We start from the raw sequence: 26,659 nt of genomic DNA on the forward strand, positions 1-26,659 counted from the left end.
TACCTACAAAGAGAACCCGAATCGTCGGGTTCTCTTGAACGGTAAGAATCTAACGTTGTGGATAATAAGGTTACGCTTGAGAGGCTTGACTTTAAGCCTTTTCCGCGGCAGCATACTGTCCGGCAAGACGAGCAAAAGTGGCAGTTCGTCCAAGGGCAAGGCCACCGAACATTTGGGGATAGCTGTACGCGAAAAAGGATCCGCTGTCGTTTCCAGCTGCGTAAAGGCCTGGAATTGGATTCGTCTCCTTGTCAAGTACTTGCATTTTCGTGTTTATTCTTAACCCTGTAATATTACAGAGGAGGGCAGCTGAGAGTTTAGCGGCGTAGAACGGAGGCTTCTCCAAGGTTGAGAGCCGAAAAGCTATCTTACCGAAGTCCTCGTCCTTACCCTTTTTCGCCAGTTCATTATACCTTGCCACTGTAGCCTTAAAGGTTTCTGCTGGCACCCCCATCTTGCGTGCCAGTTCATCAATGGTGTTTGCAGTAATTATCAGCCCTTGTTTGATGAACTTATCAAATTCCTGTGCCACGTAATCCAGTCCATCCCTTGGAGGAGCTTGAGGGTGAGGTACTATGCGCGAACAAATAGTAGTGTGGAATCTGGTTATGTCATCCCTCCAGTTTTCATCCCACACCTGCCACCACACATGTTCTGGCTGCATAACAGCGGCATTACAAGCGTAATCATAGGGGAGATCTTCATTTACAAATCGTTCTCCTCGAACGTTCACGCATAGAAATGGTTGACTGCCAGTTCGTAAGTATGCTCCGTTCCACGGGGCTCCAAGCTTCCCATCTTTACCAATTAGTCCGCGATTAAACACCATCATTGCTTGAATCGGATCCACGTCTGCACCAACCCACAAAGCCATCTTGATTCCGTCCCCCGTGTTACCTGCCGGAGCTATCGAACTACCGGCATACCGGGCTGTGGGGCACCACTTATTAATCATTTCCTCGTTTCTAGCATAACCTCCGGTGCATAATATGATCCCCTTTTTGGCAACAAACTTAGTATAGTTAGACGGGCTTCCTGTTATGACGCCGGTAACTCTTCCCTTATTGTTACGCTCCAACTGAACTGCTGGGCTGTTGTAACGAATATCTACTCCCATTCCTTTCGCCTTGTTTTCCAGTACAGGCATGTAGAGTGGGCTCCCGTATTCGCCCAAGTGCCCAATAGCTTGCTTCGGTGGTTTAATTACCACGTGACCAACCGGATAGGATTTGTAGAACCCTACTTTAAGGTCCGTTTCCAGCATAGTTTCATAGCCAGCAGCTTCCACGATCGGCATAAACCAGTCCATGAATTCACCGCTCTTATCAGCCCACAGCCTTACTAACCGCTCATCAACTAAATGTCCTCCATACCTGCATATTTCCTCTACGGCCTCGTCCTTGTCGATTTTAATTCCCAACTTCTTTTGTAAACTGCTATCAATGGCAGCCATCCACATGGCACCCTTGGTAAATTGTGTCCCCTTCTCCAGCAAGATGGTCCTAGCCCCTGCCTCCGCAGCAGATATGGCTGCGATCATTCCACCGGTTCCCGCGCCAATTACAATTACGTCCGCAGTCACAGTCTTCTTTATCTCGCTGTCTGGAATAGGCTCAGGCGGCACCTCAAAACTTGCCTCACCCTCTTTCCCGGCTTCCGGCGTCTGCGTTTTAGGCTCTTCTTGCCCACAACCCGCCAAAAGCCCCGCAGACGCAATTCCAGCCGCTCCAATCGCCGCCCCTTTTAGGAATCTCCTTCGTGTTATTCCCGTCGGCTTTTCGTTTTCAGCACTCACGATCCTCTCCCCTTTCAGCTTATTGGTTATTGGTTGCACAGAGATAAGTGGTATCCATGTGTCTCCGCCTTCGATTAGAGCTTCATTGTGCCGTTCTAATTGTAAAGAACCACTTCTGTAATTCTGGAAGGCGAGAAGACATTTCAACCTGCTATTCAGCGATCACGCGTCATAGATACCATTCAGTTACAAAACGTTTTCCAAGGCTACGGAATGACTTCCGACTGTGCTCTCAGTCACTGCCGCACAGTCTGCGGCGCATTGTTATCCGACGTCATTCCTTATGCCAAGAGCGGCTAGAATTCAAGACATATCTCTCAAATAGTATCTACGCTTATGTACGGGGACAAGAACCCAAAGAGCCTAAGAGGAATTTATCATAGAGTATTAGGGTTTTCATTGGTGCGTAAGTACAATTTCCGGCGCTCCCTATTGTATTCGTGCCCCAAAGATTGACCACTGTAACCGGTAAAATAAAATACACAAGAAATGGCCAACAAAAATGCACAGAAAACACCAGACAATTTCCATAAGAAAAACCTGGTAGAATGGTCCGTAAGAGATCAGTGCCAGGGAGTGGGAATTGTGAAGGGGTGGGCGATGTACCAGGAGATACAGCAGCTAAGAGAGCTCGGGTTGAACAAATCGCAAGCAGTTCGTAAGCTCGGAATTGACCGGCGGACGGTAAGCAAGTACTGGGAGGTGACGCCAGACGAATTCGCCCAACTGAGACAAAAGGCAAAACGGAGGGAGAAAGGACTCGATAGGTACGAACGAAGAATTGTGGGGTGGTTGATGGAATATCCAGACATGTCTGCATGTAGACTTGCACAATATTAGTCCGCAGCATTTGCAAGGTAAATTAGCCTAAAATTCCAGTGGAAGTGCAAATATTGCAGGCTATTCGTCCGGGGTATTTGCACATTACCATATTCCATGGCTTGCAAATTGGGCGGGTCAAAAAAAGGACTCAGGATTAAAAACCCTGAGCCCTTACAGGAATAAGTCAAAACGGGCTACATTCCTAACTCGGCCGCAGCCTGGCGAACCGCCTCTTCATCTATGTACTTCAACTCCAACTGACAGCCGTAGATGAGGCTGGTAACGGCCAGGTTATTGATCAACCGGGGCCAGCCTCTGCTAACAGCGGAGATGGCTTCCCTAGCTCCCTCACTGAAGATCGGGCGATTGGCTCCGGCAAGGTCCATCTGGTGTTCGAGGTAACTCTTAACCTCATCCCTCGTCAGCGGCTGCATCTTGTAACGCATGATTAGTCTCTGGTTCAAGGGCTGCTGGTGACTGATTGACAGCTTGGTAGCCAGGTAAGGGAGCCCGCACAGGACCAGCACAAACGGGTTAACCGAATCCATCGAGAAATTAAAGAGCAGATGCAGATCGCTTAAGAACTCGGTGCTGGCCATTGGAGGATAACCGGTTAACCTCGATGGAAAGATTGTGACCTCAAAAGCTTTAAAACCGCTACGCAAAAGGTTTGTGGGTAAATAAAACTTGCCCTTTGGGGGTTACTTCAGTGGTAAAATGAATTTGCCATAAAGTTGGTCAGAATCCGGTTGGAGTGCCTGCTTGGGCTGGTTATGGTAATTATCAGCCGGTCGACGGCGCACCAGTTTTGCACCAGCCCCGCATATGGGGCATTTTTCGATGACGGGAAACATGACCGAGTTTCGTTCTTTGGCATACTTTGATATTTTGCCCGGAAAGCTCCAAATAATCTGCAAAGGACCTCTAATCTCCCCAAATAAACTGCCAACATTTTAGCAGATTGAAAAGGATAAGTACTTACTTCTCCGGTCAACTAATCTGCAAACAGTCCCCCGGATTAAGGCCTACGGAGTGTGAAAAATAACACTAAAGCACAGGGATACGATACTAAAGTAGCTGTGGCTGGTAAACCGCACCTCTTTATTGGAACTTTTCTTCCAAAATGTGCGCAAAATTGTTGGCCAAATTTTGTGGAAAGTACTTAACCGCTTACAACCACCCAGTAAAGGACGAACTGTATCATTGCCTGTCCAAAGGTTAATTGAACAGTTCACACAATTTTCGACGTCTAATACTGTATGTTTGTCCGATGCTAAGACCACTCAGCGATCCATACAATTAAAAATGAAATTGACAGACTTGAATTAGTTTGGTAAGCGGATGCAGGTGTAACCTGAAAGAATTACCGTAAACAAATTTCTTATTGCGAGTATTGGAGGTCTGTTTTTAATGGAACAAGACAGCGGGTCTCAAAGGGGTATTCTCAAAGGACTATCTAGAAAAAGAATATTTCTCATTGTTACCTTCCTCGTAATAGTGCTTGGCCTCGGAATTGGCGTTGGTTTAATGAAAGGTAGCGATAATCCGGCCTTTTGCGCTAGCTGTCATGTTATGAAACCCTATTACGATTCATGGAAGAACAGCAGCTTACTGGCCAAGAAACATGCCGATCACAATGTAAAGTGCCACGATTGCCATGAAGCGTCCTTTTCGACGCTGTTCAATGATGGTGTTAGATACGTCACTGGGAATTATAAGACTCCGCTGGAAAAGCGGCAATTCCCCCGAGATTTTTGCCTGAAATGTCATGATGATTTCAACAGCATCAAAGCCAAGACAGCCTTTGCCGAATCCAACCCCCATGATTCTCATAATGGCGAACAAGACTGCAATGTCTGCCATAGTGTGCACCAGCAATCAAAGCTGATGTGTGCCCAGTGTCACGTATTCCAATGGGAAAACAAACTAGACGCGAGTTGGGTGCAGTAACGTTCCAAACTGGCTAATCCAACTGTTGAAACATGAAACGTGGACTTTTGACCGTCTTGCGAACAAACGTTGGAGTACTTAGCTAGGATGAATAAAATGTTAAGAACAAAAAAAATGCATCGTTTGCTCTCGTCAATGAAAATAGGGTTAGGACTGCTGGCACTGATTGGGCTAACCTCCATTATAGGCACCTTGTACGCACCTGATGGTTTTTCTCGCACCTTTTTTTTTAAGATGTTACTGTTGTTCTTGTCTTTCAACATAGGCTTATGCAGTCTTAATCAGCTTGCTAGATGCCTAAAAGCCGGTGTAAAGGGCCGAACGGCAAATCTCTCCAGACAATTGGCATTGCTGTTACTGCACGGCGGAGTGGCGTTAGTTTTAGTTAGTATGGTCGTTAACTCCTATTTCGGATACAGTGGGGAGCTGCGAATTGTTCAAGGAAGTAAGGAAAACATTGCTAAAGTAATACCAACCGAAAAACAGTTATTTCTTATGCTGGATACCTTCAAAATTGAGTTTAATATCGATGGCTCGCCTTCTCAGTATTATTCATATGTGACTGTATTGGACAAAAACAGCGTACAAGGGCATTATTGTCTGAGCGTCAACCATCCCCTTAATTATGGGAAAATTAAAATCTATCAGCAGAGTTTTGGGTACCTGGTTAAAGTTGAAGCTGAATCTTGTACAGGAGAAAAAGTGGAGAAGTTGTTGTATGAAGGGCAATCTTTACAGGTACCTGGTACAGGAAGAACAGTAAAAATGTACAAATATATTCCCAATTTCGACCCTGCCTATGGCATGATCTCAAAAACGCTCAGACCCGACAACCCAAGGATGTTGTTCTCCGTATATGAAGGTGGGACGCTTGTAGGAGTGGGAGTAGCGTCACAGGATGAAAAGATAAGTGTTGACGATAGCCCAGCGCATGTAAGATTTCGAGGGGTGCAACCGTTTACGATACTCAAAGTCAAGTCGGACCCGGGGCTACCCCTAGCCGCTATAGGTGGAGTAATGTTGATAGTAGGGGTATGCCTGTCAGGATATCCGAGGAAGGCCGACAGGAGAAAAGAACTGTCAGCATCTTTGAAAGCAGACTCAGAATCAGTCGATAGCATCGTAGATAACCCGCAGTAAACCCAGTCGCTTGGGTCTACAATAAAAAACGCGAGGTGCTTTTAGATGAATGCATTGAGTCGGCTACTTTTATACGTCACGCCAATACTGTATCTATCTGCTTCGATTTGTTACTTTAAGGGTTCTAGGAATAAACGGATAGTTCAGACGGCTTTTGCTCTTTCTGTCATCGCTTTCGTTTTCAACCTGTCGGTGTTAGTAATTCGCGCCATTGAAGCTGGCAGACTGCCGCTGGCTAACGGAAGCGAGTTTTTACTAGGTTTTGTCTGTACTACGGTATTGATGTACTTAATATATCAGATGAAAACTAAGACGGGAAACGTAGGAGGAATGGTCACGCTCATGGCCTCGCTATTGCTCCTGTCAGTAGCAATTTTGACTCCCGACCAACTTGAATACGTAAGCCCCCTTCTTCCCGCTTTGAAAAGTCCTTGGTTAGCAATACATGTATTAAGCGCAGTCACTGCATACAGCGGTTTCACGTTGGCGGCCGGGCTAGCCTTATTTCAACTAACAAGAACAAATTCATTTGGGGAAGAAGACAACGTATACAAAGTCGTAGCTACCGCTTTCGCTTTGCTATCCTTGTCAATAGTGTCGGGTGCCGTCTGGGCAGAGCAGGTCTGGGGCAACTATTGGTCTTGGGACCCTAAGGAAACCTGGTCTCTTGCAACCTGGATTGTTTATGCACTATATCTCCACCTGCGCTGGCGAAGGGGGTGGAAAGGTAAAAATGCAAATATATTAGTAGTAGTCGGATTCGTCCTAATACTGTTCACGTTCTTTGGAGTAAACTATTTACTGCCGGGGTTACACAGTTATGCTCTAAAGTCGGCGGTGCAGATATGGATTGCCTGAATGAATTGGTTTTGAACAGTGGTCCGCAACAGCTATCAAGGAGATGAGAATATGTGATATTGTCACTGCTTAATTTTGCCGAGAATTCGATCGTCAAGCCTCATCAACATAGCCACTACCTCGGCCCGGGTCGCTGGTCGGTCGGGGTAGAACAAGCCCGACTCATCCACAGAGACTATGCCTTCCTCAAGAGCCTGTTTGATGTCCTGCTCCGCCCAGTGTCCTTTTATATCCTTGGCAGTCAACGAACCGGAATCAGTCAGACGCGCGAGCTCGGCTTTCACATCCGCGATGAATCCCCGCCAACCAGAAGCAGCGTCGGTGAACCCGAATTCCCGAGCCGTATTATCGTCGACAAAATAACGAGGACAGTCCTTCCCGGTAACGTCATAGTGTCTCCATAGGTCACCGGTCCCCAGGTTGTGCCGTTTCAACACCTCTGCCGCCAGTTGAACCGTTTGTTTATATGTTTTGGCAAAATCCCCATCTCGGTTCACGCACATCTCGATCCCGATGGTAGTGGAATTCGGGTACGAACCGAGTATCCGCAGGGCCTTTTCGGTGTACTTCTGGCCTCCTACGTGATAGGCCATCTCGTTCTCCGGCACACACTGCACTACTTCTGAATCATCAACTGTGTAATGAGCCGCCACCTTCTTTTCCGGATGATTCTCAAAGTAATCCCGGTTACGCCTAGCATTAGCTCCATACGAACGGTTAGCGGTCCAGTGAATGACCAGCCCCTTGGGGGTTATATTGCGGCCGGGGCGACCGCCCTTACCCACAGTCAACCACAGTTTCTCGATCCTCACAACAGGCACCCCTCTTTCCGCACCTTCTCTTCCCGCTCATGATTAGACGTTAAAAAACTTGGAAACCGGCCGAGGCCTATTTCACTACAGTTTATACCACCCCGCCGGTTTTGGTGCCTGCTACCTGCCTGATAGCATCAACTCGCCCAGAGTTTTTCCAACTGGTAGTATTCCCTCTCTTGCTGGCGAAAAACGTGTACAATTACCGAGCCGTAGTCCAGCACAATCCATCGCCCCTCATTGAAACCCTCCCGCCTCAACGCACGGTATCCCTCTTCCAAGAGCATGTCCTCTATATTTTCGGCAATCATCTTGACCTGGATGGTACTCCGACCGCTCGCTATTACAAAGTAATCTGCCAGCACCGTCATCTCTCTAACATCTAACACCACCACGTCAACGGCCTTTTCCTCCGAAGCAACGTCGGCAATCCTCTTCGCCAACTCCCAGTCTGTCAAAAACCTAGCCCCCTCACGCCTCCCCCAACGGGGTGCAAGATCTCGAAAAACCTCTATACCTAATGGTTATTCTACCATACTGTCTAACTCGCGCAAAGCTCGCAGAAAACGGTTCCGAACCTTCACCGTTCGGGGGTGAATAAGCCTGCCCTGTTCCAAACAGTAACGCAAGGTGAGGTCAAGCCCGTATACCATCGCCCTATCCAAATTCCGCTCCGCCAAGCACTTGAGACGCTCCAGTCCCGGGTAGTCCCTCCCGGGCTCAAGCATATCGGCCAAGAAGATTATCTTGTCTAAAACGGTCATTTCTAAATCCCCGAGAGTGTGCTTGGCAACAGCTGAAAGTAACTCCTCGTCTTCGATCCCCAATCGTTCTCTCAAAAGAAACGCTCCGACCGGCGCGTGCAGAAGATCCGGAACCAGCTTCTCAACCTCGTCGGTAAGCAGGCCATTTCGAACAGCAATCGCCAGCAATTCTGCCCCCGATATGCCTTTAGCGTAATCGTGTAAGATGCCTGCCATGTAAGCCTGAAATGGATCGGTTCCAAACCTCTCAGCCATTTCTCGCGCTACCCGGGCCACACCCAAAGAGTGTTCGTAGCGTCGGGGTGAAAGCTTGTTCTTTATCTCTTTTTCGGCTTGTTCAGGGGTAAGTCCTATCATGATTCATATCACTCCCGGTAGAACCCATGTTCCCGAATATAATCCTCCACCGGCCTCGGCAAGAGATACCTCACCGGCTTGCCGGTAGCAATGCGATATCGAAGATCGGTGGAAGAAATATGCAGTCCAGGCACTTCAATGACTCGAAGGTTCCTCCAGAACTCTGCAGGCAAACCTTTGAGCCTTTCGTCGTCTTCCTTGAGCTCAAACCCCGGACGAACCGCGGTTATAAACCGGCAGAGTTTAATTAGTTCACCGACATCTTTCCAAGATTTTAGATCTAACAGGGCATCGAGACCGGTGATAAAGTAGATCTCTGCCTCCGGGTATTCGAAACGAAAGTAGCGCACCGTATCAATGGCATATGAATAACCTGGCCGGTCTATTTCTGCCTTCGAAACCTCAAAAAAAGGATTGTCCTTGATTGCCAGTCGCACCATCTCGTAGCGGTAGTTCTCACCCAAAACCGTTTCCCTGTGCTTGTGGGGGGGCCGGGCTGAAGGAATAAAAATGACCCGGTCCAATTCGCACTCATACCGGGCGCATTCAGCCAGAACCAGGTGCCCGTAATGCACAGGATCAAAGGTGCCCCCGAATAGCCCTATTCGCTTGAAAATGCTTGCTTGCTGCTGGCTCAAGTCTCCTCATCCTAACCTCGGATTTGTCACATTAGGACTATCCTCTAATTATTGGTAAAGAGTCTGCACCAGTGATAGAGAAATCAAAAAGCGCTATATCTTTCTTCCCCCGAATACTGAAATTAATTATAATGTAAAGGATAACGCTCCGGAAGGAAATTCACCATGGAACGGGACATCGTATTAGTATTTCATAACCAGGGACTTCGCAGCTACATCGAAGTTGACCTATGCCCGCAGTGCCCCCGGCTTAACGATAAAGGGTGTTGCGGTTATTACTCGCCCGTATTTTATCCTACAGACCTGGCCTATATTATTCTTAATCGGCCCGGGCTGGTAGATCATATCTTCAGCCTACCACACCTGACAATCTTGGACGCTTCGGTAACGGTTAACAGCCTGGTTGACGATGACGGTTACCGCTGCCAATTTCATTCCCGTCAAACCGGGTGTCTTCTCCCGATGATGCTGCGCGAATCGGTTTGCCGCCATTTCGTTTGTCCCGGGATAGGCTGGTGGGAAGAAGAGTCCCTATCCCATTGGAAACTCTTCTTTGACCAGCTCGCAGAATATGAAATAGCAGTCAACAACCGTATATCCGGCGAATTGAAACGGCGGGGGTTGACCTTACGGGTGCCCGAACTCCGCCCTACCTTTTATCGGGAGCTAATGCCTCTATTTAAGAAAGAAACCGAAGCAAAACCCGGTTTTTTCTCCCTGTGCCCAGACCGGGAAAAGGTGGTTCTCCGGCGTCGGTTATCGTTTGGTAAGGATTGGTGTCTGTAGCTTTCGATTAATATGGAGGTGTCGTTTTCGTGAACTGGAACCGCAATCAAAAAATGTTAGATAACGTCCTTCAATGCATAGGTTTGACGCCGCTCGTCAGGCTGAATCGTTTGGCCGAAGGCTTAAAGCCGGTCATAGCCGTCAAGCTGGAATACACTAACCCCAGCGGTAGCCTCAAAGACCGGGTAGTATATCAAATCGTCGAAGATGCGGAAAAAAGAGGCGAGCTGAAACCGGGTATGATCCTTCTGGAAGGGACGACCGGCAATACCGGCATCGCCACCTGCATGGTCGGGGCTGCCAAAGGCTACAAGGTCATCATCGTCATGCCGGAGGGTATGAGTGAAGAGAGGAAGAAAACAATCCTAGCCTACGGGGCTGAACTTGTCTTGACTCCAGGAGCCGAAACCGATGTGGATCTGGTTTTGGAAGAAGTAGAACGGCAGAAACAGAAGTATCCCGGGCGGGTGTTTGAGGTCGGTCAGTTCGTGAGAAGTCAAAACGTAGAAAGCCACTACGAGACTACTGGGCCTGAGATCTGGGAACAAACAGGGGGAACGGTCGATGTCTTCATAATGTGCCAAGGCACCGGAGGCACGGTTACCGGTACTGCCAAGTTCCTAAAAGAGAAAAATCCAAACGTAAAGGTGTTTATCTCCGAGCCTATAGAATCCCCTATTCTGGCCGAGGGCAGGATTGGCCAGCACAAGATCCAGGGCATAGCCGACGGTCTGATACCACCGATCCTGGATTTCGAATACATCGACGGCATCATCCAGGTCCCATCAGACGAGGCCATAGCCGTTGCCCGCGATCTTGCGAGCAAGGAAGGCATGTTCTGCGGCATCTCCTCAGGATGTAACGTGGCTGCTGCGCTGAAGGCCGCCAAGGTATTCCCTGACGCCCGGTGTATTGTTACGGTGATAAACGACAACGGCTTGCGTTACTTCTCTACCGAGCTATGCGGGGTTCCCCGCACCCAGCCACCCCTGGACAGGGAATATAAGGTATCGGACGAAGATTGGATTCGGATTAAAAGCCGCAACTTGACCATAATAAGGTGAGAACTGAGAACTCGAAAAAAAGACGCTGATTTACGCAGACCGTTTTAACATAATAACGTTTTATCTGCGTTAATCAGCGTCTGGTTCAAACATACGCCTGGGCTCTACCTTAAAAACTCGCTCTCTTTCCTGCGGAAGAACAGCAAGTAAATTATTTCCAAGACACCGACGGTATTGAGAACCAGCAGCGCGATGTACCAGGCGAGTTGCCGTCCCCTGGCGGCGTGCCACAGGGCAATACCCTTCCAGACAACACTCCAAACGATGACAGCCCAAAGAACCGCCTGGTGCTCGGCGATGTACTGGGCCACAGAATTAAGAAACACGACATCCACCTCCTATATTCTTCATACGCCAGCAGAGCACCTTAAATCCGCGTGCTCATTCCCTTATCTGCCCGCTGCCAAAGACTATGAATTTCGTGCTTGTCAGCTCTTCCAGCCCCATCGGCCCCCGCGCGTGCAGCTTCTGGGTGCTTATCCCCATCTCAGCCCCAAAGCCGAATTGGAAACCGTCGGTGAATCGGGTGGAGGCGTTCACGAAAACGCAGGCGGCATCCACTGCAGCCAAGAACCGCCTAGCGTTGTCATAATCCTTGGTAACGATGGCTTCTGTATGCATGGTGCCGTAGCGGTTAATATGACTTATCGCCTCTTCCAGGCTGTTAACCACGCGAATGGCCAGTATCAGGTCCAAATACTCGGTCTCCCAGTCTTGTTCGGTAGCCGGCTTTACCCCCGGTACGATAGCCCGGGTCCGTTCACAACCCCGCAACTCTACCCCTCGCTGGAGCAATTCCGCGCACGCCCCCGGCAGAAACTTTTCCGCAATTTTCTCATGTACAAGTAGGGTTTCGGTAGCATTGCAGACTGAAGGGCGCTGGGTCTTGGCGTTTATGATTATTCGGGTCGCCATTTCTACATCGGCAAACTCGTCCACATATGTATGGCAGTTGCCCATTCCCGTCATAATGACCGGTACCGTCGCGTTGGCCTGCACCGCCTCTTTAAGTCCTTTGCCGCCCCGCGGAATCAAAACATCGAGAAACTCATTCATGCGCATCAGCTCGATGGCATCTTCGCGGCTCGCACTATCCACGAACTGAATAGCTCCTTCCGGAATTCCGCAATTCTGGGCTGCCCCGGCGATGATGCGAGCTATAGCCCGGTTGGAATTGATAGCCTCTTCTCCACCCCTAAGCAGAATCGCATTCCCCGTTTTCAGACACAGGCTGGCTGCATCCGCGGTCACATTGGGACGTGACTCGTAGATTATTCCGATGACCCCTAAAGGTACCCTCATCCGCCCGATCTCCAGCCCATTTGGCCGCCTCCACATCTTTATAACCTCGCCGATCGGGTCAGGCAGCGAAGCTACATCTTCCACTCCCGCAGCCATATCCTCGATCCTGGCCTCGGTCAACAACAAGCGATCCAGCAGCGCGGCAGTTAATCCTTGTTTGCGACCGTTTTCCATATCGACGGCGTTAGCAGCCAGGATCTCGCTTTTTTCCTCTCTGAGGGCCCGGGCCATGGCCATCAAGGCCTTGTTCTTCTGAGAAGTCGAAGCTGTGGCCAAGATGCGGGCCGCTTCCCTCGCTTTTCTCCCCATTTCGTACAATTGCATTTTCATGAAAATACGAACACCCCTTTCCAAGACTTCTGCCGGTCCTTAACCTTCGAAGGTCGTTGCTTTATTTTAACACTTAACACTCCTCTTCAAAAACCGCAAGACACGAAAGAGCTGCCACGGAACCGATCCTGTGGCAGCTCTTTCCTTCAGATCAACGGTGGTACCAGCTTTCATATAACCTGGGCGATGCCATCCTGGGAGTATTTCTCCCGTAGTTTGGGCTTTTCAATCTTGCCCGTCGGGTTACGCGGGATCTTATCGAAAAATACCTGTCGTGGCCGTTTGTATCTAGGCAATGCTTCGCAAAAGGCAAGTATAGAGTCTTCTGTCAAATCTCGTCCCGGCTTCACTTCGATGACAGCCACCGGGATCTCGCCTAGCCTGCGGTCAGGCATTCCTATCACCGCTGCGTCTTTTATGTCGTCATGGGTGCGCAGAAAATCTTCGATTTCGACCGGGTAGATATTCTCTCCCCCTGAGATAACCACATCTTTCTTGCGGTCAACCAGGTAGATAAAACCGTCCTTGTCCTGGCGTGCCATGTCACCCGTGTAAAGCCAACCATCTTTGAGGGTACTCTTCGTGGCTTCCGGATCCTTATAATACCCTTTCATCACTCCGGGCCCCCTCACTATCAACTCGCCGACTTTACCACGAGGTACAAGGCGCCCGTTTTCATCCACAATCCTGGCTTCCCAGTTAAATCCAGGAATACCGATGGCCCCAACCTTATGGATGTTTTCGATACCGAGATGAACGCAGCCGGGTCCGGTCGATTCGCTCAAACCGTAGTTGGTGTCATACTGTTGGTTGGGGAAATACTTTTTCCACCGATAGATAAGGCTGGGAGGTACTGGCTGAGCCCCGATATGCATCAACCGCCACTGGTCAAGCCTGTAATCGCGAAGGTTAACCTCGTGGCTCTCAATGGCGTCCAGAATATCCTGTGCCCATGGAACCAAAAGCCATACGATTGTTGCCTCTTCTTCTGAGACAGCCTCCAATATCCAGCGAGGCTCCACCCCGCGCAGGATAACCGCTTTACCCCCTACGATCAGACTACCAAACCAATGCATCTTAGCACCCGTATGATAAAGGGGAGGTATGCAAAGAAAGGTGTCTTCCTTTGTCTGCAGATGATGTCTGTTTTCGGTTATACAGGCTGAAACCAGATTGGAATGGGGATGAATAATAGCCTTGGGTATCCCAGTCGTCCCTGATGAGAAATACAAGGCCGCCTCATCACTGTCCTCGATAATCACTCCGGGATCGGTTTCCGGTGCCTTCTCCAACAACTCCCGGTAATCCGAGGCGTAAGCCGGGCAGTCTTCTCCCACAAAAATCATTTTCTCCACCCAGCCAACTTCATTCCGGATAGCCTCCACTCTTTCTATAAACTCAGGGCCAAAAATCAGGACTCTCGCCTCTACAGCCTCAATGCTTCTTTTGATCTCCGCCGCCGTATAACGAAAATTTAAAGGTACGGCCAAAGCCCCCGTTTTTAGCACCCCGAAGTAAATGGGCAGCCATTCAAGACAGTTCATCATCAAAATAGCTACCCTATCTCCCTTACGGACGCCTTCGGCCAGCAGAACATGAGCCAGCTTGTTGGCCATATGTTCGAACTGCAGCCAGGTTATCTCGCGTCGAAGCCCTACACCGGGATCCCGCTCGATTAAACTTATATCATTCGGGTACATCCGGGCATTCCGGGACAACATCTCCGTTATAGGCACAGTCTCACAACCTCCCTACCGAAGTTCAAAAATCCTGTAAAAAAAGAAAAAATTCAACCTTCCAGCAGAAAAGTTGAATTCTCTACTTCAGGTATCGCCTACCACCCTCTCCATCCTGCGATTGTCTCCTTTCGGTCAAAACCCAAGTCACATCGTCGAATATTCACTCGCTACAGTCCATCAGCGAAACCTACATTTGCTATAATTATACACACTAAAAACATGAGTGACCAGAGGTATTTGAGATTTAATCGAATTGAGATTTATCTTTTCTGCCTCGGGTTACGCTTGACAATGCAGTGCTTGATGTCTAAAATTACACTTGTACAGAAACCAGTCTTGAGTAAATCGTGTCGGAGTGGTGGAACTGGCAGACACGTACGTTTGAGGGGCGTATGGGCAACCGTGCGGGTTCAAGTCCCGCCTCCGACACCATGAACATACCAGCTCCATGAGAGGAGCTTTGCGATAACCAGCCAAGGACGGTGGCTATCCGTGTAGGGTATGGCCACTTTTTCTTTTTCGTATTTTTCACATACTATAGACATCATGGTATGGCATCATGACCTTGAAGGTGACGAACATCGTGAACTGGGAAACAGGAGCAGCTGTTGTTATATTCTTCACTGTATACTTCTTGATTGTTTCTGAAAAGATCCACCGTGCCGTCGCCGCTCTACTCGGAGCAGGCGCAGTTATCTGGTTAGGTATTGTCACCCAAGCCGAAGCAGTGAGAAGTATAGACTTCAATACTATTGGCCTCTTAGTCGGGATGATGATTATCGTCGGCATCACCAAACGTAGCGGTTTGTTCGAGTTCCTCGCTATCTGGTCTGCTCAGAAAACGAAAGGTAATCCCGTACGAATATTGATTGCATTGTCATCACTCACCGCCATCGCCTCTGCTTTTCTCGACAATGTAACCACGGTATTGCTGATAGTGCCTGTTACTTTCGCCATAACCGATGAACTGGGGCTGAACCCTTTTCCTTTTCTATTCAGTGAAGTCTTGGCCTCCAACATAGGCGGAACCGCCACCCTAATTGGAGATCCACCGAATATAATGATAGGCAGCGGGGCGGGGCTGGGGTTCCTGGATTTCCTTTTTAACCTAACCCCCGTCATAGTTGTGGTGTTCCTGTGTACCCTAGGTCTCTGTGCTGTAATCTTTCGCAAAGACCTCCAACTGGCAGAGGAAAAGAAACAGACCGTTTTGGAGTTCGGTTCGCGCGACGCTCACGATTACATAAAAGACTATTTATTGCTCAAAAGAAGCCTTACGGTGTTGGGCCTGGTTATAGTCGCCTTTGTTCTGCATCAATGGCTAGGTTTAGAATCCGCTACAATCGCTTTGGGTGGAGCGGCTCTTCTGATGTTGATCATGCCCGACTTTGAACCAGAAGAAGCCCTGCTTACGGTAGAATGGCCTACCATCTTCTTTTTCATCGGGTTGTTCATCGTCGTAGGAGCATTGGAAAAAGTAGGGGTGATACGGTTTCTGGCTCACCAAGCTATAGCGCTCACTGGGGGCAAACCCCACGTGATGGCCATGACCGTCCTCTGGACATCGGCCCTGTTTTCCTCATTTGTGGACAACATCCCATTTACGGCGACCATGATTCCCCTGCTAAAATCCGTGGGAACACTCTCCGGTGCCGACCTCGGCCCTCTCTGGTGGGCCTTGTCGTTGGGAGCCTGCCTGGGTGGTAACGGAACCCTGATTGGGGCCTCCGCCAACCTGGTGGTAGCGGGCATCGCGGCCAGGCAAGGGCTGACAATCACTTTTAAGGAATACTTTAAGTACGGATTTCCCTTAATGCTGGTTTCTATCATAATATCGACTGTTTATATATGGGTCCGTTATCTAACCTGATTGTGTCGCTCAACACTACTTTCGGCATTCCAAAGTTTCCCTGGCCCCCACCATCTGCCATCGTCTGGCGCTTTTTGTGGTGTTGTTTACTTTAGCCACTCGGACGTGATATGATCGAGCAAAAAAGTAGGGCAAATAATTTCTGCTCCTTGCTAGCAGAGACCGAAGGTAGGCTCATGGACAGCAACCTTATCAGGGAGAAAATATTAAGCGGAAACTGGGCCATGTCCAAACATGCGCGTGTGCGGGCGGGCCAAAGAAAAGTTAAGGACCTCGAGGTAGTGATGGCCATCGCGCATGGTGACATTATTGAAGATTACCCTCAGGACGCCAGGGGACACAGCTGCCTAGTCTTAGGGTATATTGATCCGGGTAAGCCGGTGCACGCCATTTGCGGGCTTGATCCATCGGGCACACTAATAATTATTACGGTATATTTCCCTGAACCTTCAAAGTGGATTGATGAGCGTACCCGTAGAAAGGGGGATTAGAATGGTGACAACGTGCTTCCAATGCGGAAGTCCAACTGTTAAAAAACTTGTTACCGTCGAGAACTGGTGGGGTGATACGTTTACCCTGGTAGAAAACGTTCCGGCATGGGTTTGCGAGAACTGCGGAGAACAATACTTTGACGCAGAAGTTATTAAAGAACTGGACGAAATGAAAAAGAAACCTCTAAAGGCTCAAAGAGTTATTCAAGTGCCTGTATACGAGTACGGCCAGCCAGCTTAACGTGTCCCCGATTCGAACTTGATTAGATCGCCCAAATGTTACAGCGGCCAGGCTTTGCGCCTGGCCGTATTTTCGAGCTGGCACGACGGTTTAGCTCCCAGCCGTTTCGAGTTCCAAAGTCAGCCAATCTACCATCTCCATGGTATTCAGTTTAAAGCCTCGCACTTCCTTCCCTATCATCTTAAAAGCCTCCCGCTGGTAAAGCCACAACATCGGTGCATCGTCCACGATGACGGCTTCTGCTCTCCTCATAAGGTTCAGGCGTTCCCGACTGCTAACCGTTTCCGACCGAGCGGTGTCGATTATCTTATCTACTTGGGGGTTAGAATAGCCAGTAAAATTGCCGATTCCCACGTTTTGACTGTAGTACAAAGGATATAGAAAACCGTCGATATCCGGATAATCTGCCTCCCATCCCAACCGGAAAAACGGGTAGGAACAGTTGGTCAAGCCCTTCAGGTACTGTTCCCAGGTAACGCCCTGCAACTTCACACTGATGCCAACGTTAGCAAGCTGGGCCGCCACCGCTTCTGCTACCCTCCGGTGGCCTGGGCTTTCATTGAAAACCAAAGTTAAAGTAGGTAACCCCTGCCCGTCTGGATATCCCGCCTCCTCCAAGAGCTCCCTGGCTCGTTCCGGATCGTAGTCGTACCCAGACATTCCCCGGTCATACCCCGCAAGCCCCATAGGGTATGCTCCTTTCATCGGTACCCCCAGGCCACCATTAATGTTATCGATAATCGTTTGGCGGTCCACAGCGTAATTCAACGCTCTCCGCAGATAGTGGTTATCGGCAAACGGTTCGCGATTAACGTTAAACCCTAGAGCATAAATGGCTTGCACGGGCTTCACTGTAAACAGACCGTGGTAATAGGTACTGGTCCGTATCTCTTTGACTTTAGCTAGCGGCACCTCATCCAGGTAGTCCAGCTTCTTCGCCGTGTAATCCGCCCAAGCCTTTTCTACGTCGGAATAACTGATGAATTGGATTTCGCCCAGTTTAGCCCTTCCCCGATGATAGCGGTCGTACCTGGTCACCGTCACCTTACCGTTGGCTAATTCTTGGAATTTAAAAGGCCCGGTTCCGGCCAGAACTTGCCCTCGATCCTTGGTATCCCTTATCCAAAAAACCGTATTTGTCAGAGAAGAAACAAAAGCAGCATCCGGACGGTCAAGGGTGATTTTTAAGGTATCTTCATCGACTACCCTGACCCCTGCAAGTTCCTTAGCTTTCCCGTTAAGTCTCTCTTTCGCCCCCGCTATAGGGAAGAAGAGCCACTTCCTGTCCCACTTGGTTTTGTCAAAAGACAGTTCCCAGGAGTCCTTAACATCGCTGGCTTTGAGCCTTTTACCGTTATGAAACCGTACATTTCTCTTAAGAGTAATACTGATTTCCTTCCCGTCACTAGATATCTTCCAGTCTTGGGCTAAATTTGGCCTTATGGTCCCCGTGCTTTCATCGTACCTGACCAAACCTTCGTAAATCGTGGATGCCGCCAGTTTTTCTTGGTGAGTAGTTACCAAAGCGGGGTCTAACGTCTTGATATATCCAACAATCCCCACCATGAAAGGTCTAGACTGAAGACTGACCGTGTAAGTGCTGCGTGACCAGTATGTCCAACTCAAGAGGAGAAAAAGCCCTAACAACGCCCCAACAACTGACAGCCGGCGGCTTGAAACGTACAACTGGATAACCCCCCTCGTAATCCTAACCCATTTATATTAAAGGAGGTTACCATATATTCCTAGTGACATAAAGCCGCCAAAAGCCCTGCCCTGTCTCCGCTTTATCTGTAACCCTGACTTGAATATATCGTGCGGTATATTTCGTAATCGGTCAGCACTACTTTGACGTACCTTTTCGTCTCGGCAAACGGAATGTCGTCTACCGTTTCTTTACGCCCGTCCCAGATACCCTCTACCAGCCATTTCCTCACGTTACCACGGCCAGCGTTGTATGCAGCAACCGCCAGTGGCAAACGCCCCCCGAATTCCTGTATCAAATCCGCGATGTACCAACACCCCATTTCGATGTTAACCTGGGGGTTGTCGAGCTCCTCTTCCTCAAAATCGGTCCGGTTCATCTGTTCCGAGATCCATCTCGCGGTTTCGGGCATTATTTGCATCAGGCCCCGGGCTCCCCTTGCCGACTGGGCTTGGGTTTTGAATTCGCTTTCTGCCCGTATGATGGCAAAAACCAAATACGGGTCAACCCCGAACTGGTTGGCATAATTGAACACGTATTCCCGGTGAGGTAAGGGATAAAAGAAAGTAACCCATTGAGGGAAAGACAGGACCATTATCAGAAACAAAAACAATACCAGCCACAATAGCAAGACAACCCTGTGGCCGGGGATAGCACGCAACCTCGGCACGCGACCACTACCTTTTCTTTTCTTTAATCTTATCGTCATGGGCAGAGATTGTTTCGTAGAAAAATCTGGTGGTCTGCTCAACCGTTTCATCCAATGTTCCTGAATTATTTATGACCCTATCAGCCCTTCTCGCTTTCTCTTCGAGAGGCATTTGGGCTCTTATTCGTTGCCAGGCTTCTTCCGGGGTAAAACCCTCTCTTTCCATCAGTCGTTCCAGTTGAACCTTTTCATCCGCCCAAACCACCCAAATCTCGTCCGCCAACCGGTACATACCTGATTCAAAAAGGAGCGGCACGTCCAATACCACCACCGCCTCGGGGTTTTCTCGCGCCATACGTGCCAGTTCTTCTCTAAAATACTCGATGACCCTGGGATGAGTTATACGGTTGAGCTTCGCCAGCAAACTCTGGTCGCTGAAAACCAGTTTTCCCAAGACCTCGCGATTGATAGTCATATCTTCGTTAAGAACCTGTTGCCCGAACTCTTTCACTATGTCTTGCCATGCCGGTTGCCCCGGCTCCACCACTTTGCGGGCCACTTTATCCGCATCGATGATCACGGCGCCCAAACTCTTGAGTATGTAGGAAACGGTACTCTTACCGGAAGCTATCCCCCCGGTAAGCCCAATGACCCTCATGTCTACCACTCTTTCCTAGACTATTTTCAACAGACCTAAAGACACAAGTATCAAGCCGGCGACCACCGTGGACGTTTTTTTCAAGAACCCGTTGGTGACGGTTTTGCCTACTACAAGCCCTGTCTTTACCATCAAGAACTCAGCGATACCAACCATAAGAGCTGTGATGACGATGTTATAGCCGGTCATCGCTACCCCTAGTCCCGCAGCCATCGCATCCATAGCCAAGGCTAAACCCAGAAAAAAGGCCTCCCGCGCACTTATTTCCCCTGAAGCATCGAAGTCAGCGCAGCCAGGTTCTTTCATTATCTGTATAATGATACCGAGAGGCCGGATGTTCAAACAAAGAAGAGTATAATCTTTCTGCTTACGTTCGTCCCTGACCGGTTTCAGTGCTCCTATAATAATTCCCACACCTATTATGACAAGAATAGCAGCTCCGACGGCTCCTGCAACATGGGGGCTCAAATAAACAGCAATACCACGCCCCAGTACCATAGAAGAAGCGACAAGCGTCATCGAGGCCAAGCATATTACTGTTAAAGAAAGCCAGGGTATAGCTATGTTTCTTAGCCCGTAAGCCACTCCCGCCCCAAATCCATCTAAACTCAAAGCTAAGGCGAACATTGTCATGGCCATCCATTCCATTCCCGCTCATACCCCTCTCCCGTGTTCCGTAAACCGTTAACAGCTACAGTTACTATATGGGCCGGAGTATGAACAGGTGCGTGTCCTTCAGCACGTAGTTGGGCGAAGGCTACTCTTGGCATATCGCACAGTAATGGGTGGTACGGCCTCCGATCACGGTCTTTTGCACAGGCTGGCCGCATTTGGGACAGGGTTGACCGTATCGGCCATACACCGCCAAATGAGTCTGAAACTGCCCGGGCTGATTGAACCCATCGCGGTAATCGCGGAAAGTCGTCCCCCGGCATTCGATAGCCCGGGTTATTACCTCCTTTATCGCGGCATGAAGACGGCTGATCTCATACTCGTTTAACTCGGAAGCCCCCCGAGCTGGATGAAGGCCGGCGGCAAAAAGGATTTCGTCGGCGTAGATATTGCCGATGCCAGCTACTACCCCTTGGTCCAGCAGAACCGGCTTGATGGAAGCGGACCGCCGCTTTAGCCGGCGAGCCAGTTCTTCTGGTCCAAATGACGGGTCTAGAGGTTCAGGTCCCAAGGAAGAAAAAAAACCTCCTGTATCCTTTACAAAACTAATGTTGCCAAAGCGCCTAGGGTCTTGGTAACGCACGTCTTTTTCCCCTTCTAGATTTATGACCATGTGGGTGTGAGCTGCTATTGGCTCGCTGCTCGCCACCATCAATAAGCGCCCGGTCATTCCCAGGTGCACCACCAAGTGGCGGGCACAGCTTAACTTTATTACCAGGTACTTGCCCCGGCGGGTAACATCGATGATCTCGGAACCGACAGCATTTTTGACCCCGAAATCGCATCGTTTCACTATGTCCGATCTCAACACCATCAAACCGGTGACCGTCTTGCCAACTATGGGCGCAAGCGATCTTTTGATGGTTTCGACCTCAGGCAATTCAGGCATTGCTGATTTCCCACCGTTTCATGTCATACCAGTTGGCTCCCACCTTGACCTCTACCTCCAGTGGCACCTTCAGTTCAAAGGCGTTTTCCATGCAGTCTCGCACCAGCAAGGCCACTTCCTCAAGCTCCTCCAACGGCACTTCGAAAACCAGGTCATCGTGAACCTGCAGCAACATCCTCGAACGCAGGTTACGCCGCTTCAATTCCCTGTATACTGACAGCATAGCCAGCTTGATTATATCAGCCGATGTTCCTTGAATCGGAGCGTTTAATGCCATTCTTTCCGCCATACTCCTCACCGTTCGGTTACTGCTTAAAAGGTCAGGAAGATACCGCCGCCGTCCCAGTACGGTCGAAACATAACCCTTTTCTCGCCCCATGGCCACTACTTCCTGCATGTACCTGCGAACCCCGGGGTAGCTGTCCAGATATCTCTCGATGTAAGCCTTGGCCTCTTCCCTGGTAACCCCTGTCCCCCTGGCTAACCCGAAATCACTTATCCCGTAAACTATGCCGAAGTTCACCGCCTTGGCCTTCCGCCGCAGATCCGGAGTCACCTGATCCAGGGGGACCTTGAATATTTCGGAAGCAGTTCGGTGGTGAATGTCAATCCCCTGGCGAAAAGTTTCGATTAAATTCTCGTCGCCGCTCATATGAGCCAGTGAACGCAGGTCGATCTGGGAGTAATCGCACGAGAGCAGGATATGGTTTTCGTCACCCGGCACGAACGCCTTCCTGATACGTCTGCCTTCTTCCATGCGAATCGGGATGTTCTGTAAATTAGGCTCAACACTGGATAAACGCCCTGTAGCAGTAACCGCTTGTTTGAAAACCGTATGGACCCTTCCTGTTTCGGGATGAATGTACCCGGGGAACGTATCGACGTAGGTGGATTTGAGTTTGGCCAAAGTCCGGTATTCGACGATGTGTTCGATTATCTCGTGGGATCCATACAGTTCTTCCAGCACCTCGGCACTGGTCGAGTACCCGGTCTTGGTCTTCTTCACCGGAGGCAGGCCCAGATCTTCAAACAATACCTTGCCCAGCTGGCGAGTAGAGTTGATGTTGAATTCCTGCCCGGCCACCTGGTAAATGCGGGCCTGGTCTTCGGCTATGCGGAGAGCTAACTCCTGGGAAATCTCCGCTAGAATTCTCGGATCCACCTTAATCCCGGTAAACTCCATATCGGCTAAAACTGGAGACAGCGGCAATTCAACGACCTTGTAAAGGTTTACAAGATCCTGGCTCCCCAGTTTTTCCTCCAGAACTTGGTGTAGTTTTTTCAGCCCACGAACGGCGAGGCCCGGATCCATCTTTTCATCGACCACTTCACCCAGATAATGAAAAAGATGTTCGCTGAGCGTCTCCCCAGAAAAACCCGGATCCAGCACGTACGACAACAACAAGGTATCGCCACGCACGCCATCGAATTTCAACCCGTACCTCTTGAGTACAACTTCTATGAACTTACCGTTGTGCACCAGTTTCCCAATCTCTTCGTTTTCCAAAAACGCCCGCAGTTTTTCCAAGGCAGCCCGCGGGTCCTGCTCCATTTCGAACACATAAACATCTTCGCCATTGGCGACAAAAAGGCTCTTGGGCTTAGCCCACATCGGGTGGTGATAGTCGGCTAATAAATACAGGCTAACTTCTTCATCCGGTCTTAGATCCCGGGTTATGTCGAGTACCTGGCCAGCATCCCCCACGATTACTGGTCCTGTAGGCGATTCGGCGGGCGGCTTATCCTTGTCCAAATCTTTCAGTAAAGAATTGAACTCGAGCTCCTGGTAAACCCTCACCAACCGTTCCCGCTGCGGAGGTCGCCGTCTCAGTTTTTCGAATTCAACTTCTAAAGGCACATCCTTAACAATAGTTGCCAGCTTGCGGCTGAGAAAAGCCTGGTCTTTGTGGGCCGTGAGTAGTTCCCGCAACCTAACGGGCGTAATCTCATTCAGGTTGGCGTAGATTCCTTCCAGCGAGCCGTACTGCTTTACCAGTTTGATTGCGGTCTTTCGGCCAATGCCAGGCACACCCGGAATGTTGTCGGAAGCGTCTCCCATTAAACCTTTTACGTCCGGCAACTGGTAAGGAGAGACCTCCCATTTCCCGTGTACAGCCTGTAAATCGTACCTTTCCATTTCGCTTATTCCCTTTTTCGTTACCAAAACTTCGATTCCCGGTGAAACCAGCTGCAGTTCATCCTGGTCCCCGGTCACGATAATACAGGGTAAACCCTGCTCCCCAGCCCTGACGCTCAAGGTCCCAATGATGTCATCTGCCTCATAACCGCTCATTTCGATGTAGGAAACGTTCAGAGCTTCTAACACCTCTCTCAAAATCCCGAACTGTTCTCTAAGTTCAGGCGGAGCCGGCGGTCGGTGAATTTTGTACTCGCCATATTCTTCTGAGCGCAACGTCTTCCGGTCCTTGTCAAAAGCTACTATGATATGTGAAGGCTGGTATTCCGATAGCACTTTAGACAGCATGTTGAGAAAACCGTAGACCGCATTGGTAAAAGTACCGCGCCGATTACGCAACAGCGGCAAAGCATAAAAAGCTCGATAAAGCAAACTGTTCCCGTCTATAATCATCACACGTTCTTGACCCAATGTTCTTAAACCACCTTTTGTTGAGATTTGAATCACACAGACGCTCACGACGCCTGCTCATTTACGGGGCCGAACAAAGCTTTCTACTTCAGCCTCCGCATTTCCTTCATTCTGGCATCTCCCTTCTTTGCCCTTGCAAAAACGCGGTGCTGTGGTATAATAGTCGTTGCAAAAGCCGCAAATTATATCATCGACAGACGGCCGAGTGATGGAACTGGCAGACGTGCTTGACTCAAAATCAAGTGAGGTCAACCCTCGTGTGGGTTCGAATCCCACCTCGGCCACCATAGCCAAACTTGAGGGGTTGTATGCACCCCTTTTTTATTTATCCTCCAGTAGGTTTCTTATAACGCTTTTGGTGTTAAACCTGTGCCCGAGGTGGTATTCGAGGTGCCTTTCCAGTATCTGTTCAGCCACCCGCAAAGCTCGAGCAGACGGCTTCACCCTTTGCAAGAAAGAAACATCCTTCTGCTCCAGGTCGCGTAACAAAGCCCAAAGCTCACCATCCAATGCGAAAATAAGGTTATCCGTGCTCGCCCGATTACACCGGTCGCAGAGAACACCCCCGTCTTTGATGCTGAGAACAACCGCCTTTCCGCGACCGCAAAGTATACACTTCTGCAAACCGAGCGCATATCCTAATTCTCGGGCTAGCTTCAGTTCAAACCAGCGAACAGCCAGAGGAGAAAACGGTCCATCCTCCAGACAACGGAGAACAGTCAATGTGGCATCGAAAACCTCCGGGTGCGGGTCGGCCTCGGCCAGGCTTTTATCCAGCAGCTCCATCAAATACAGGCTGTGTAACGTTTTAACCATGTCATCCCGTACATACCCAAAAAACTCGATGATCCTTCCTTGAGTAATCAGATCCAACTCGCGCCCGCGGCTAAGGTGCAGGCATGAAAAACAAAAAGGCTGTACCGCTCCTCGCAGAGAACTGTTCGGTTTCTTAATGCCTTTGGCTACCGCCCTCAATTTTCCTTCCCGACGGGCAAAGAACGTTACTATTTTGTCGGTTTCTATGAAATCCTGATTTTTTAAAACTATAGCTTCGGTTATGTAGTATTTTGCCATTCTGCCCTCACCAGCTCGGTCGCCAGCTCGTAACCAATTCGCACATTCTCTTGAGCTTTACCAGATCCACCTCATCGATAAGCCCCCCGGTTGTACTAAAGATGAACCCGGCTCCGTTACCCACCACTTCCAATATGCCGGTCACCTCTCGAACCAAATCGGATTCCTCCTGGCACAACAGGTATTGAACTTCTAAATTACCCATCAGGCACAAAGTCTCCCCAAAAACCCTTCGTACCTCCCCCAAGTCCATGCCCGAACTCGGCTCCAGAGAATGTACCCCGTCAAAGCCTGCACCAACGATATCGGGCAAGGCCTGCCAAATGTTGCCTTCCGAATGGAAGAACACCGGGGCCCCCACCCTCACCTTAATCCTCTCCATCATCCTGGCCAAAGGTCCCCACAACACCTCCCGTAAAAGCTCGGGACTTACGAAAAGCCCCTTTCCATAAGCGATGTCATCACCGATGATAATACCGTCGGCCCCAGCCTGCAGCATCTCCAATGCCGTGCCCTCCAAGCTCTGGCAGGTTTCCCCGATGACCGACACAACGTCCCCGGGCGATTTGGCCAGAACCCGGAAAAAGTCTTGCCACCCGAACAGATTCAAAGCCCTAGTAAAACCACCCTCAAAAAGCACGAAAACAAAAAAGTCGCTTTCACGGGCCCAGAACTCAACCTCACTGACTGCGCAAGACTTGCTACCTATGCTATCTCCTGTCATCTGCCTTGAAGCATCCACCACCACCAGATCCATTCCCAACTCTTCCAAAAACTCTTTTCTCAAACAAAGCCTGGCCCTATCGCCCCGAGGCTTTACCCCAAAGGCCCTCTCCACTAACCCGTCCGGAATAACCAGTTCCCCTAATGGAATCCGGTCCAGTGCCTGATGTCTTATGGAAGCCAGTACTCTTTTTCTGTGGTTCATATTATGAAATGTTCTCCTCCGTCAAAGTAACCTTTTTCGTAAACTTCACAGCATTATTATGCCATACTTAGTACCTACAGGTCACAATAACGGCCTACTTTCCCTCCCGCTCTGGTTTCACGTGACAAATTGTGCCGGGCGTTCCCCGGTTAAAGAAGAAATATATACTGGAGCATTTGCAAAAAATAATAGGCGAAGACATGCTGCCGGCGGATATGATGCTGGGAAAACTCACGAAGGAGGAGATATTGGTGAGAATCAGCGCCCCGAACAAGCTAGTCGGGAAAGTGGCCAGCATAAAGGAAAGCTCAGGCATGACAGAAGTTGTAATAGATATAGGCGACCAACCGGTAACAGCCGTAATCACGGCGGGCGCGGCCGATGCTCTGAGCCTGCGTCCCGGTGATGAAGTTTTTGCCATGTTCAACGCCACTTCGGTGATGTTGATAAAAGACACCAAGTGAGAACGGGGCTACGGTGTGTGAGCCAAGGTTGAATGAAATCCAGATACTTGAAA

General features: G+C 49.6%; 27 protein-coding genes and 2 tRNA genes. 12 read left to right on the plus strand and 17 right to left on the minus strand.

Annotation, left to right across the window (positions count from 1 at the left end):
* Positions 1-91 precede the first annotated feature (91 nt).
* Positions 92-1,795, minus strand: a complete 1,704-nt coding sequence (locus tag SLIP_RS08310; protein ID WP_013175833.1) for an FAD-dependent oxidoreductase — start codon at positions 1,793-1,795, stop codon at positions 92-94.
* Positions 1,796-2,380: 585 nt separating this feature from the next.
* Between SLIP_RS08310 and SLIP_RS08315 the strand changes: the two genes are divergently transcribed.
* Positions 2,381-2,635: a hypothetical protein gene (locus SLIP_RS08315; protein WP_013175834.1), complete on the plus strand. Its 255-nt coding sequence runs from the start codon at positions 2,381-2,383 to the stop codon at positions 2,633-2,635.
* A gap of 176 nt (positions 2,636-2,811) precedes the next feature.
* Here SLIP_RS08315 and SLIP_RS08320 read toward each other — a convergent pair whose 3' ends face one another.
* Positions 2,812-3,216, minus strand: coding sequence for an ExeA family protein (locus SLIP_RS08320; protein ID WP_041432915.1), 405 nt, complete (start codon positions 3,214-3,216; stop codon positions 2,812-2,814).
* Positions 3,217-4,027: 811 nt separating this feature from the next.
* Between SLIP_RS08320 and SLIP_RS08330 the strand changes: the two genes are divergently transcribed.
* The 3 genes from SLIP_RS08330 (at position 4,028) to ccsA (ending at position 6,565) form a co-directional block, all read left to right on the plus strand.
* Entirely contained in the window at positions 4,028-4,567 is a 540-nt protein-coding gene (locus SLIP_RS08330) for a cytochrome c3 (RefSeq protein ID WP_013175835.1), read from the plus strand.
* A gap of 87 nt (positions 4,568-4,654) precedes the next feature.
* Entirely contained in the window at positions 4,655-5,707 is a 1,053-nt protein-coding gene (locus SLIP_RS08335) for a cytochrome c biogenesis ResB family protein (RefSeq protein WP_041432919.1), read from the plus strand.
* Positions 5,708-5,752: 45 nt separating this feature from the next.
* Positions 5,753-6,565 (plus strand): cytochrome c biogenesis protein CcsA, encoded by an 813-nt coding sequence (gene ccsA / locus SLIP_RS08340; protein ID WP_013175837.1) that lies wholly within the window; start codon positions 5,753-5,755, stop codon positions 6,563-6,565.
* 62 nt (positions 6,566-6,627) lie between these two features.
* Here the strand turns inward: ccsA and SLIP_RS12130 are convergent, their stop codons facing one another.
* The 4 genes from SLIP_RS12130 to nadD form a co-directional block, all read right to left on the minus strand.
* Positions 6,628-7,377 carry an N-acetylmuramoyl-L-alanine amidase gene (locus SLIP_RS12130; protein WP_013175838.1) on the minus strand — a complete coding sequence of 250 codons (750 nt, stop codon included), beginning with the start codon at positions 7,375-7,377 and terminating at the stop codon, positions 6,628-6,630.
* A gap of 137 nt (positions 7,378-7,514) precedes the next feature.
* On the minus strand, positions 7,515-7,835 hold the full coding sequence (gene rsfS, locus SLIP_RS08350) for a ribosome silencing factor (protein WP_013175839.1): 321 nt from the start codon (positions 7,833-7,835) through the stop codon (positions 7,515-7,517).
* Between the two features lie 66 nt (positions 7,836-7,901).
* Positions 7,902-8,498 (minus strand): bis(5'-nucleosyl)-tetraphosphatase (symmetrical) YqeK, encoded by a 597-nt coding sequence (gene yqeK / locus SLIP_RS08355; protein ID WP_013175840.1) that lies wholly within the window; start codon positions 8,496-8,498, stop codon positions 7,902-7,904.
* 8 nt (positions 8,499-8,506) lie between these two features.
* On the minus strand, positions 8,507-9,136 hold the full coding sequence (gene nadD / locus SLIP_RS08360) for a nicotinate-nucleotide adenylyltransferase (RefSeq protein WP_013175841.1): 630 nt from the start codon (positions 9,134-9,136) through the stop codon (positions 8,507-8,509).
* A gap of 165 nt (positions 9,137-9,301) precedes the next feature.
* Between nadD and SLIP_RS08365 the strand changes: the two genes are divergently transcribed.
* A complete protein-coding gene (locus SLIP_RS08365; RefSeq protein ID WP_013175842.1) occupies positions 9,302-9,922 on the plus strand; it encodes a hypothetical protein in 621 nt (206 codons plus the stop codon).
* 29 nt (positions 9,923-9,951) lie between these two features.
* Entirely contained in the window at positions 9,952-10,986 is a 1,035-nt protein-coding gene (locus SLIP_RS08370; RefSeq protein WP_013175843.1) for a PLP-dependent cysteine synthase family protein, read from the plus strand.
* A gap of 104 nt (positions 10,987-11,090) precedes the next feature.
* Here the strand turns inward: SLIP_RS08370 and SLIP_RS08375 are convergent, their stop codons facing one another.
* The 3 genes from SLIP_RS08375 to SLIP_RS08385 all read right to left on the minus strand — a co-directional run bounded on the left by SLIP_RS08375 (position 11,091) and on the right by SLIP_RS08385 (position 14,354).
* Entirely contained in the window at positions 11,091-11,312 is a 222-nt protein-coding gene (locus SLIP_RS08375; protein WP_013175844.1) for a DUF5652 family protein, read from the minus strand.
* Between the two features lie 55 nt (positions 11,313-11,367).
* The gene (locus SLIP_RS08380) at positions 11,368-12,612 is read right to left on the minus strand and encodes a glutamate-5-semialdehyde dehydrogenase (RefSeq protein ID WP_148216646.1); all 1,245 of its coding nucleotides are present in this window, start codon (positions 12,610-12,612) and stop codon (positions 11,368-11,370) included.
* Positions 12,613-12,788: 176 nt separating this feature from the next.
* Positions 12,789-14,354: a class I adenylate-forming enzyme family protein gene (locus SLIP_RS08385; protein WP_013175846.1), complete on the minus strand. Its 1,566-nt coding sequence runs from the start codon at positions 14,352-14,354 to the stop codon at positions 12,789-12,791.
* Between the two features lie 352 nt (positions 14,355-14,706).
* Between SLIP_RS08385 and SLIP_RS08390 the strand changes: the two genes are divergently transcribed.
* The 4 genes from SLIP_RS08390 to SLIP_RS08405 all read left to right on the plus strand — a co-directional run bounded on the left by SLIP_RS08390 (position 14,707) and on the right by SLIP_RS08405 (position 16,959).
* A tRNA-Leu gene (locus tag SLIP_RS08390) sits at positions 14,707-14,789 on the plus strand.
* Positions 14,790-14,916: 127 nt separating this feature from the next.
* On the plus strand, positions 14,917-16,227 hold the full coding sequence (locus tag SLIP_RS08395; RefSeq protein ID WP_013175847.1) for an ArsB/NhaD family transporter: 1,311 nt from the start codon (positions 14,917-14,919) through the stop codon (positions 16,225-16,227).
* A 176-nt stretch (positions 16,228-16,403) separates the two neighbouring features.
* Complete coding sequence (locus SLIP_RS08400; RefSeq protein WP_041432924.1) at positions 16,404-16,718, plus strand: DUF4258 domain-containing protein; 315 nt, start codon at positions 16,404-16,406, stop codon at positions 16,716-16,718.
* Position 16,719: 1 nt separating this feature from the next.
* Positions 16,720-16,959, plus strand: coding sequence for a type II toxin-antitoxin system MqsA family antitoxin (locus SLIP_RS08405; RefSeq protein WP_013175849.1), 240 nt, complete (start codon positions 16,720-16,722; stop codon positions 16,957-16,959).
* A 90-nt stretch (positions 16,960-17,049) separates the two neighbouring features.
* Here SLIP_RS08405 and SLIP_RS08410 read toward each other — a convergent pair whose 3' ends face one another.
* The 6 genes from SLIP_RS08410 to polA form a co-directional block, all read right to left on the minus strand.
* On the minus strand, positions 17,050-18,645 hold the full coding sequence (locus tag SLIP_RS08410; RefSeq protein WP_013175850.1) for an ABC transporter substrate-binding protein: 1,596 nt from the start codon (positions 18,643-18,645) through the stop codon (positions 17,050-17,052).
* Positions 18,646-18,746: 101 nt separating this feature from the next.
* Complete coding sequence (locus SLIP_RS08415) at positions 18,747-19,334, minus strand: lytic transglycosylase domain-containing protein (RefSeq protein ID WP_013175851.1); 588 nt, start codon at positions 19,332-19,334, stop codon at positions 18,747-18,749.
* Between the two features lie 7 nt (positions 19,335-19,341).
* Positions 19,342-19,971, minus strand: coding sequence for a dephospho-CoA kinase (gene coaE, locus SLIP_RS08420; RefSeq protein ID WP_013175852.1), 630 nt, complete (start codon positions 19,969-19,971; stop codon positions 19,342-19,344).
* Between the two features lie 15 nt (positions 19,972-19,986).
* The gene (ytaF, locus tag SLIP_RS08425; protein ID WP_013175853.1) at positions 19,987-20,619 is read right to left on the minus strand and encodes a sporulation membrane protein YtaF; all 633 of its coding nucleotides are present in this window, start codon (positions 20,617-20,619) and stop codon (positions 19,987-19,989) included.
* Between the two features lie 109 nt (positions 20,620-20,728).
* The gene (gene mutM / locus SLIP_RS08430) at positions 20,729-21,532 is read right to left on the minus strand and encodes a bifunctional DNA-formamidopyrimidine glycosylase/DNA-(apurinic or apyrimidinic site) lyase (protein WP_013175854.1); all 804 of its coding nucleotides are present in this window, start codon (positions 21,530-21,532) and stop codon (positions 20,729-20,731) included.
* Positions 21,525-24,140, minus strand: a complete 2,616-nt coding sequence (gene polA / locus SLIP_RS08435; protein WP_013175855.1) for a DNA polymerase I — start codon at positions 24,138-24,140, stop codon at positions 21,525-21,527. Before polA ends, mutM begins: the two co-directional genes overlap by 8 nt.
* 199 nt (positions 24,141-24,339) lie before the next feature.
* On the opposite strand from polA, the gene SLIP_RS08440 reads away from it, so the two are divergent.
* Positions 24,340-24,427 (plus strand) — tRNA-Leu (locus SLIP_RS08440).
* 34 nt (positions 24,428-24,461) lie between these two features.
* Here the strand turns inward: SLIP_RS08440 and recO are convergent.
* On the minus strand, positions 24,462-25,214 hold the full coding sequence (gene recO, locus SLIP_RS12135) for a DNA repair protein RecO (RefSeq protein WP_013175856.1): 753 nt from the start codon (positions 25,212-25,214) through the stop codon (positions 24,462-24,464).
* A gap of 7 nt (positions 25,215-25,221) precedes the next feature.
* Positions 25,222-26,142 (minus strand): uroporphyrinogen III decarboxylase, encoded by a 921-nt coding sequence (locus SLIP_RS08450; RefSeq protein WP_013175857.1) that lies wholly within the window; start codon positions 26,140-26,142, stop codon positions 25,222-25,224.
* 251 nt (positions 26,143-26,393) lie between these two features.
* Here SLIP_RS08450 and SLIP_RS08455 point away from each other — a divergent pair, with 251 nt between their 5' ends.
* Positions 26,394-26,606, plus strand: coding sequence for a TOBE domain-containing protein (locus SLIP_RS08455; protein WP_041433553.1), 213 nt, complete (start codon positions 26,394-26,396; stop codon positions 26,604-26,606).
* Positions 26,607-26,659 lie beyond the last annotated feature (53 nt).

The sequence above is a fragment of the Syntrophothermus lipocalidus DSM 12680 genome, from assembly GCF_000092405.1.
In the GTDB taxonomy this organism is placed as follows: Bacteria; Bacillota; Syntrophomonadia; order Syntrophomonadales; family Syntrophothermaceae; genus Syntrophothermus; species Syntrophothermus lipocalidus.

Coding starts and splice junctions, on each gene's coding strand:
- SLIP_RS08380 (WP_148216646.1), bottom strand. CDS start 12,612: ATGCAATTGTACGAAATGGGGAGAAAAGCGAGGGAAGCGGCCCGCATC.
- SLIP_RS08320 (WP_041432915.1), bottom strand. CDS start 3,216: ATGGCCAGCACCGAGTTCTTAAGCGATCTGCATCTGCTCTTTAATTTC.
- recO (WP_013175856.1), bottom strand. CDS start 25,214: ATGGCAAAATACTACATAACCGAAGCTATAGTTTTAAAAAATCAGGAT.
- mutM (WP_013175854.1), bottom strand. CDS start 21,532: ATGCCTGAATTGCCTGAGGTCGAAACCATCAAAAGATCGCTTGCGCCC.
- SLIP_RS08335 (WP_041432919.1), top strand. CDS start 4,655: ATGAATAAAATGTTAAGAACAAAAAAAATGCATCGTTTGCTCTCGTCA.
- ytaF (WP_013175853.1), bottom strand. CDS start 20,619: ATGGAATGGATGGCCATGACAATGTTCGCCTTAGCTTTGAGTTTAGAT.
- SLIP_RS08365 (WP_013175842.1), top strand. CDS start 9,302: ATGGAACGGGACATCGTATTAGTATTTCATAACCAGGGACTTCGCAGC.
- coaE (WP_013175852.1), bottom strand. CDS start 19,971: ATGAGGGTCATTGGGCTTACCGGGGGGATAGCTTCCGGTAAGAGTACC.
- yqeK (WP_013175840.1), bottom strand. CDS start 8,498: ATGATAGGACTTACCCCTGAACAAGCCGAAAAAGAGATAAAGAACAAG.
- SLIP_RS08395 (WP_013175847.1), top strand. CDS start 14,917: ATGACCTTGAAGGTGACGAACATCGTGAACTGGGAAACAGGAGCAGCT.
- SLIP_RS08400 (WP_041432924.1), top strand. CDS start 16,404: ATGGACAGCAACCTTATCAGGGAGAAAATATTAAGCGGAAACTGGGCC.
- SLIP_RS08330 (WP_013175835.1), top strand. CDS start 4,028: ATGGAACAAGACAGCGGGTCTCAAAGGGGTATTCTCAAAGGACTATCT.
- SLIP_RS08405 (WP_013175849.1), top strand. CDS start 16,720: ATGGTGACAACGTGCTTCCAATGCGGAAGTCCAACTGTTAAAAAACTT.
- ccsA (WP_013175837.1), top strand. CDS start 5,753: ATGAATGCATTGAGTCGGCTACTTTTATACGTCACGCCAATACTGTAT.
- SLIP_RS08450 (WP_013175857.1), bottom strand. CDS start 26,142: ATGAACCACAGAAAAAGAGTACTGGCTTCCATAAGACATCAGGCACTG.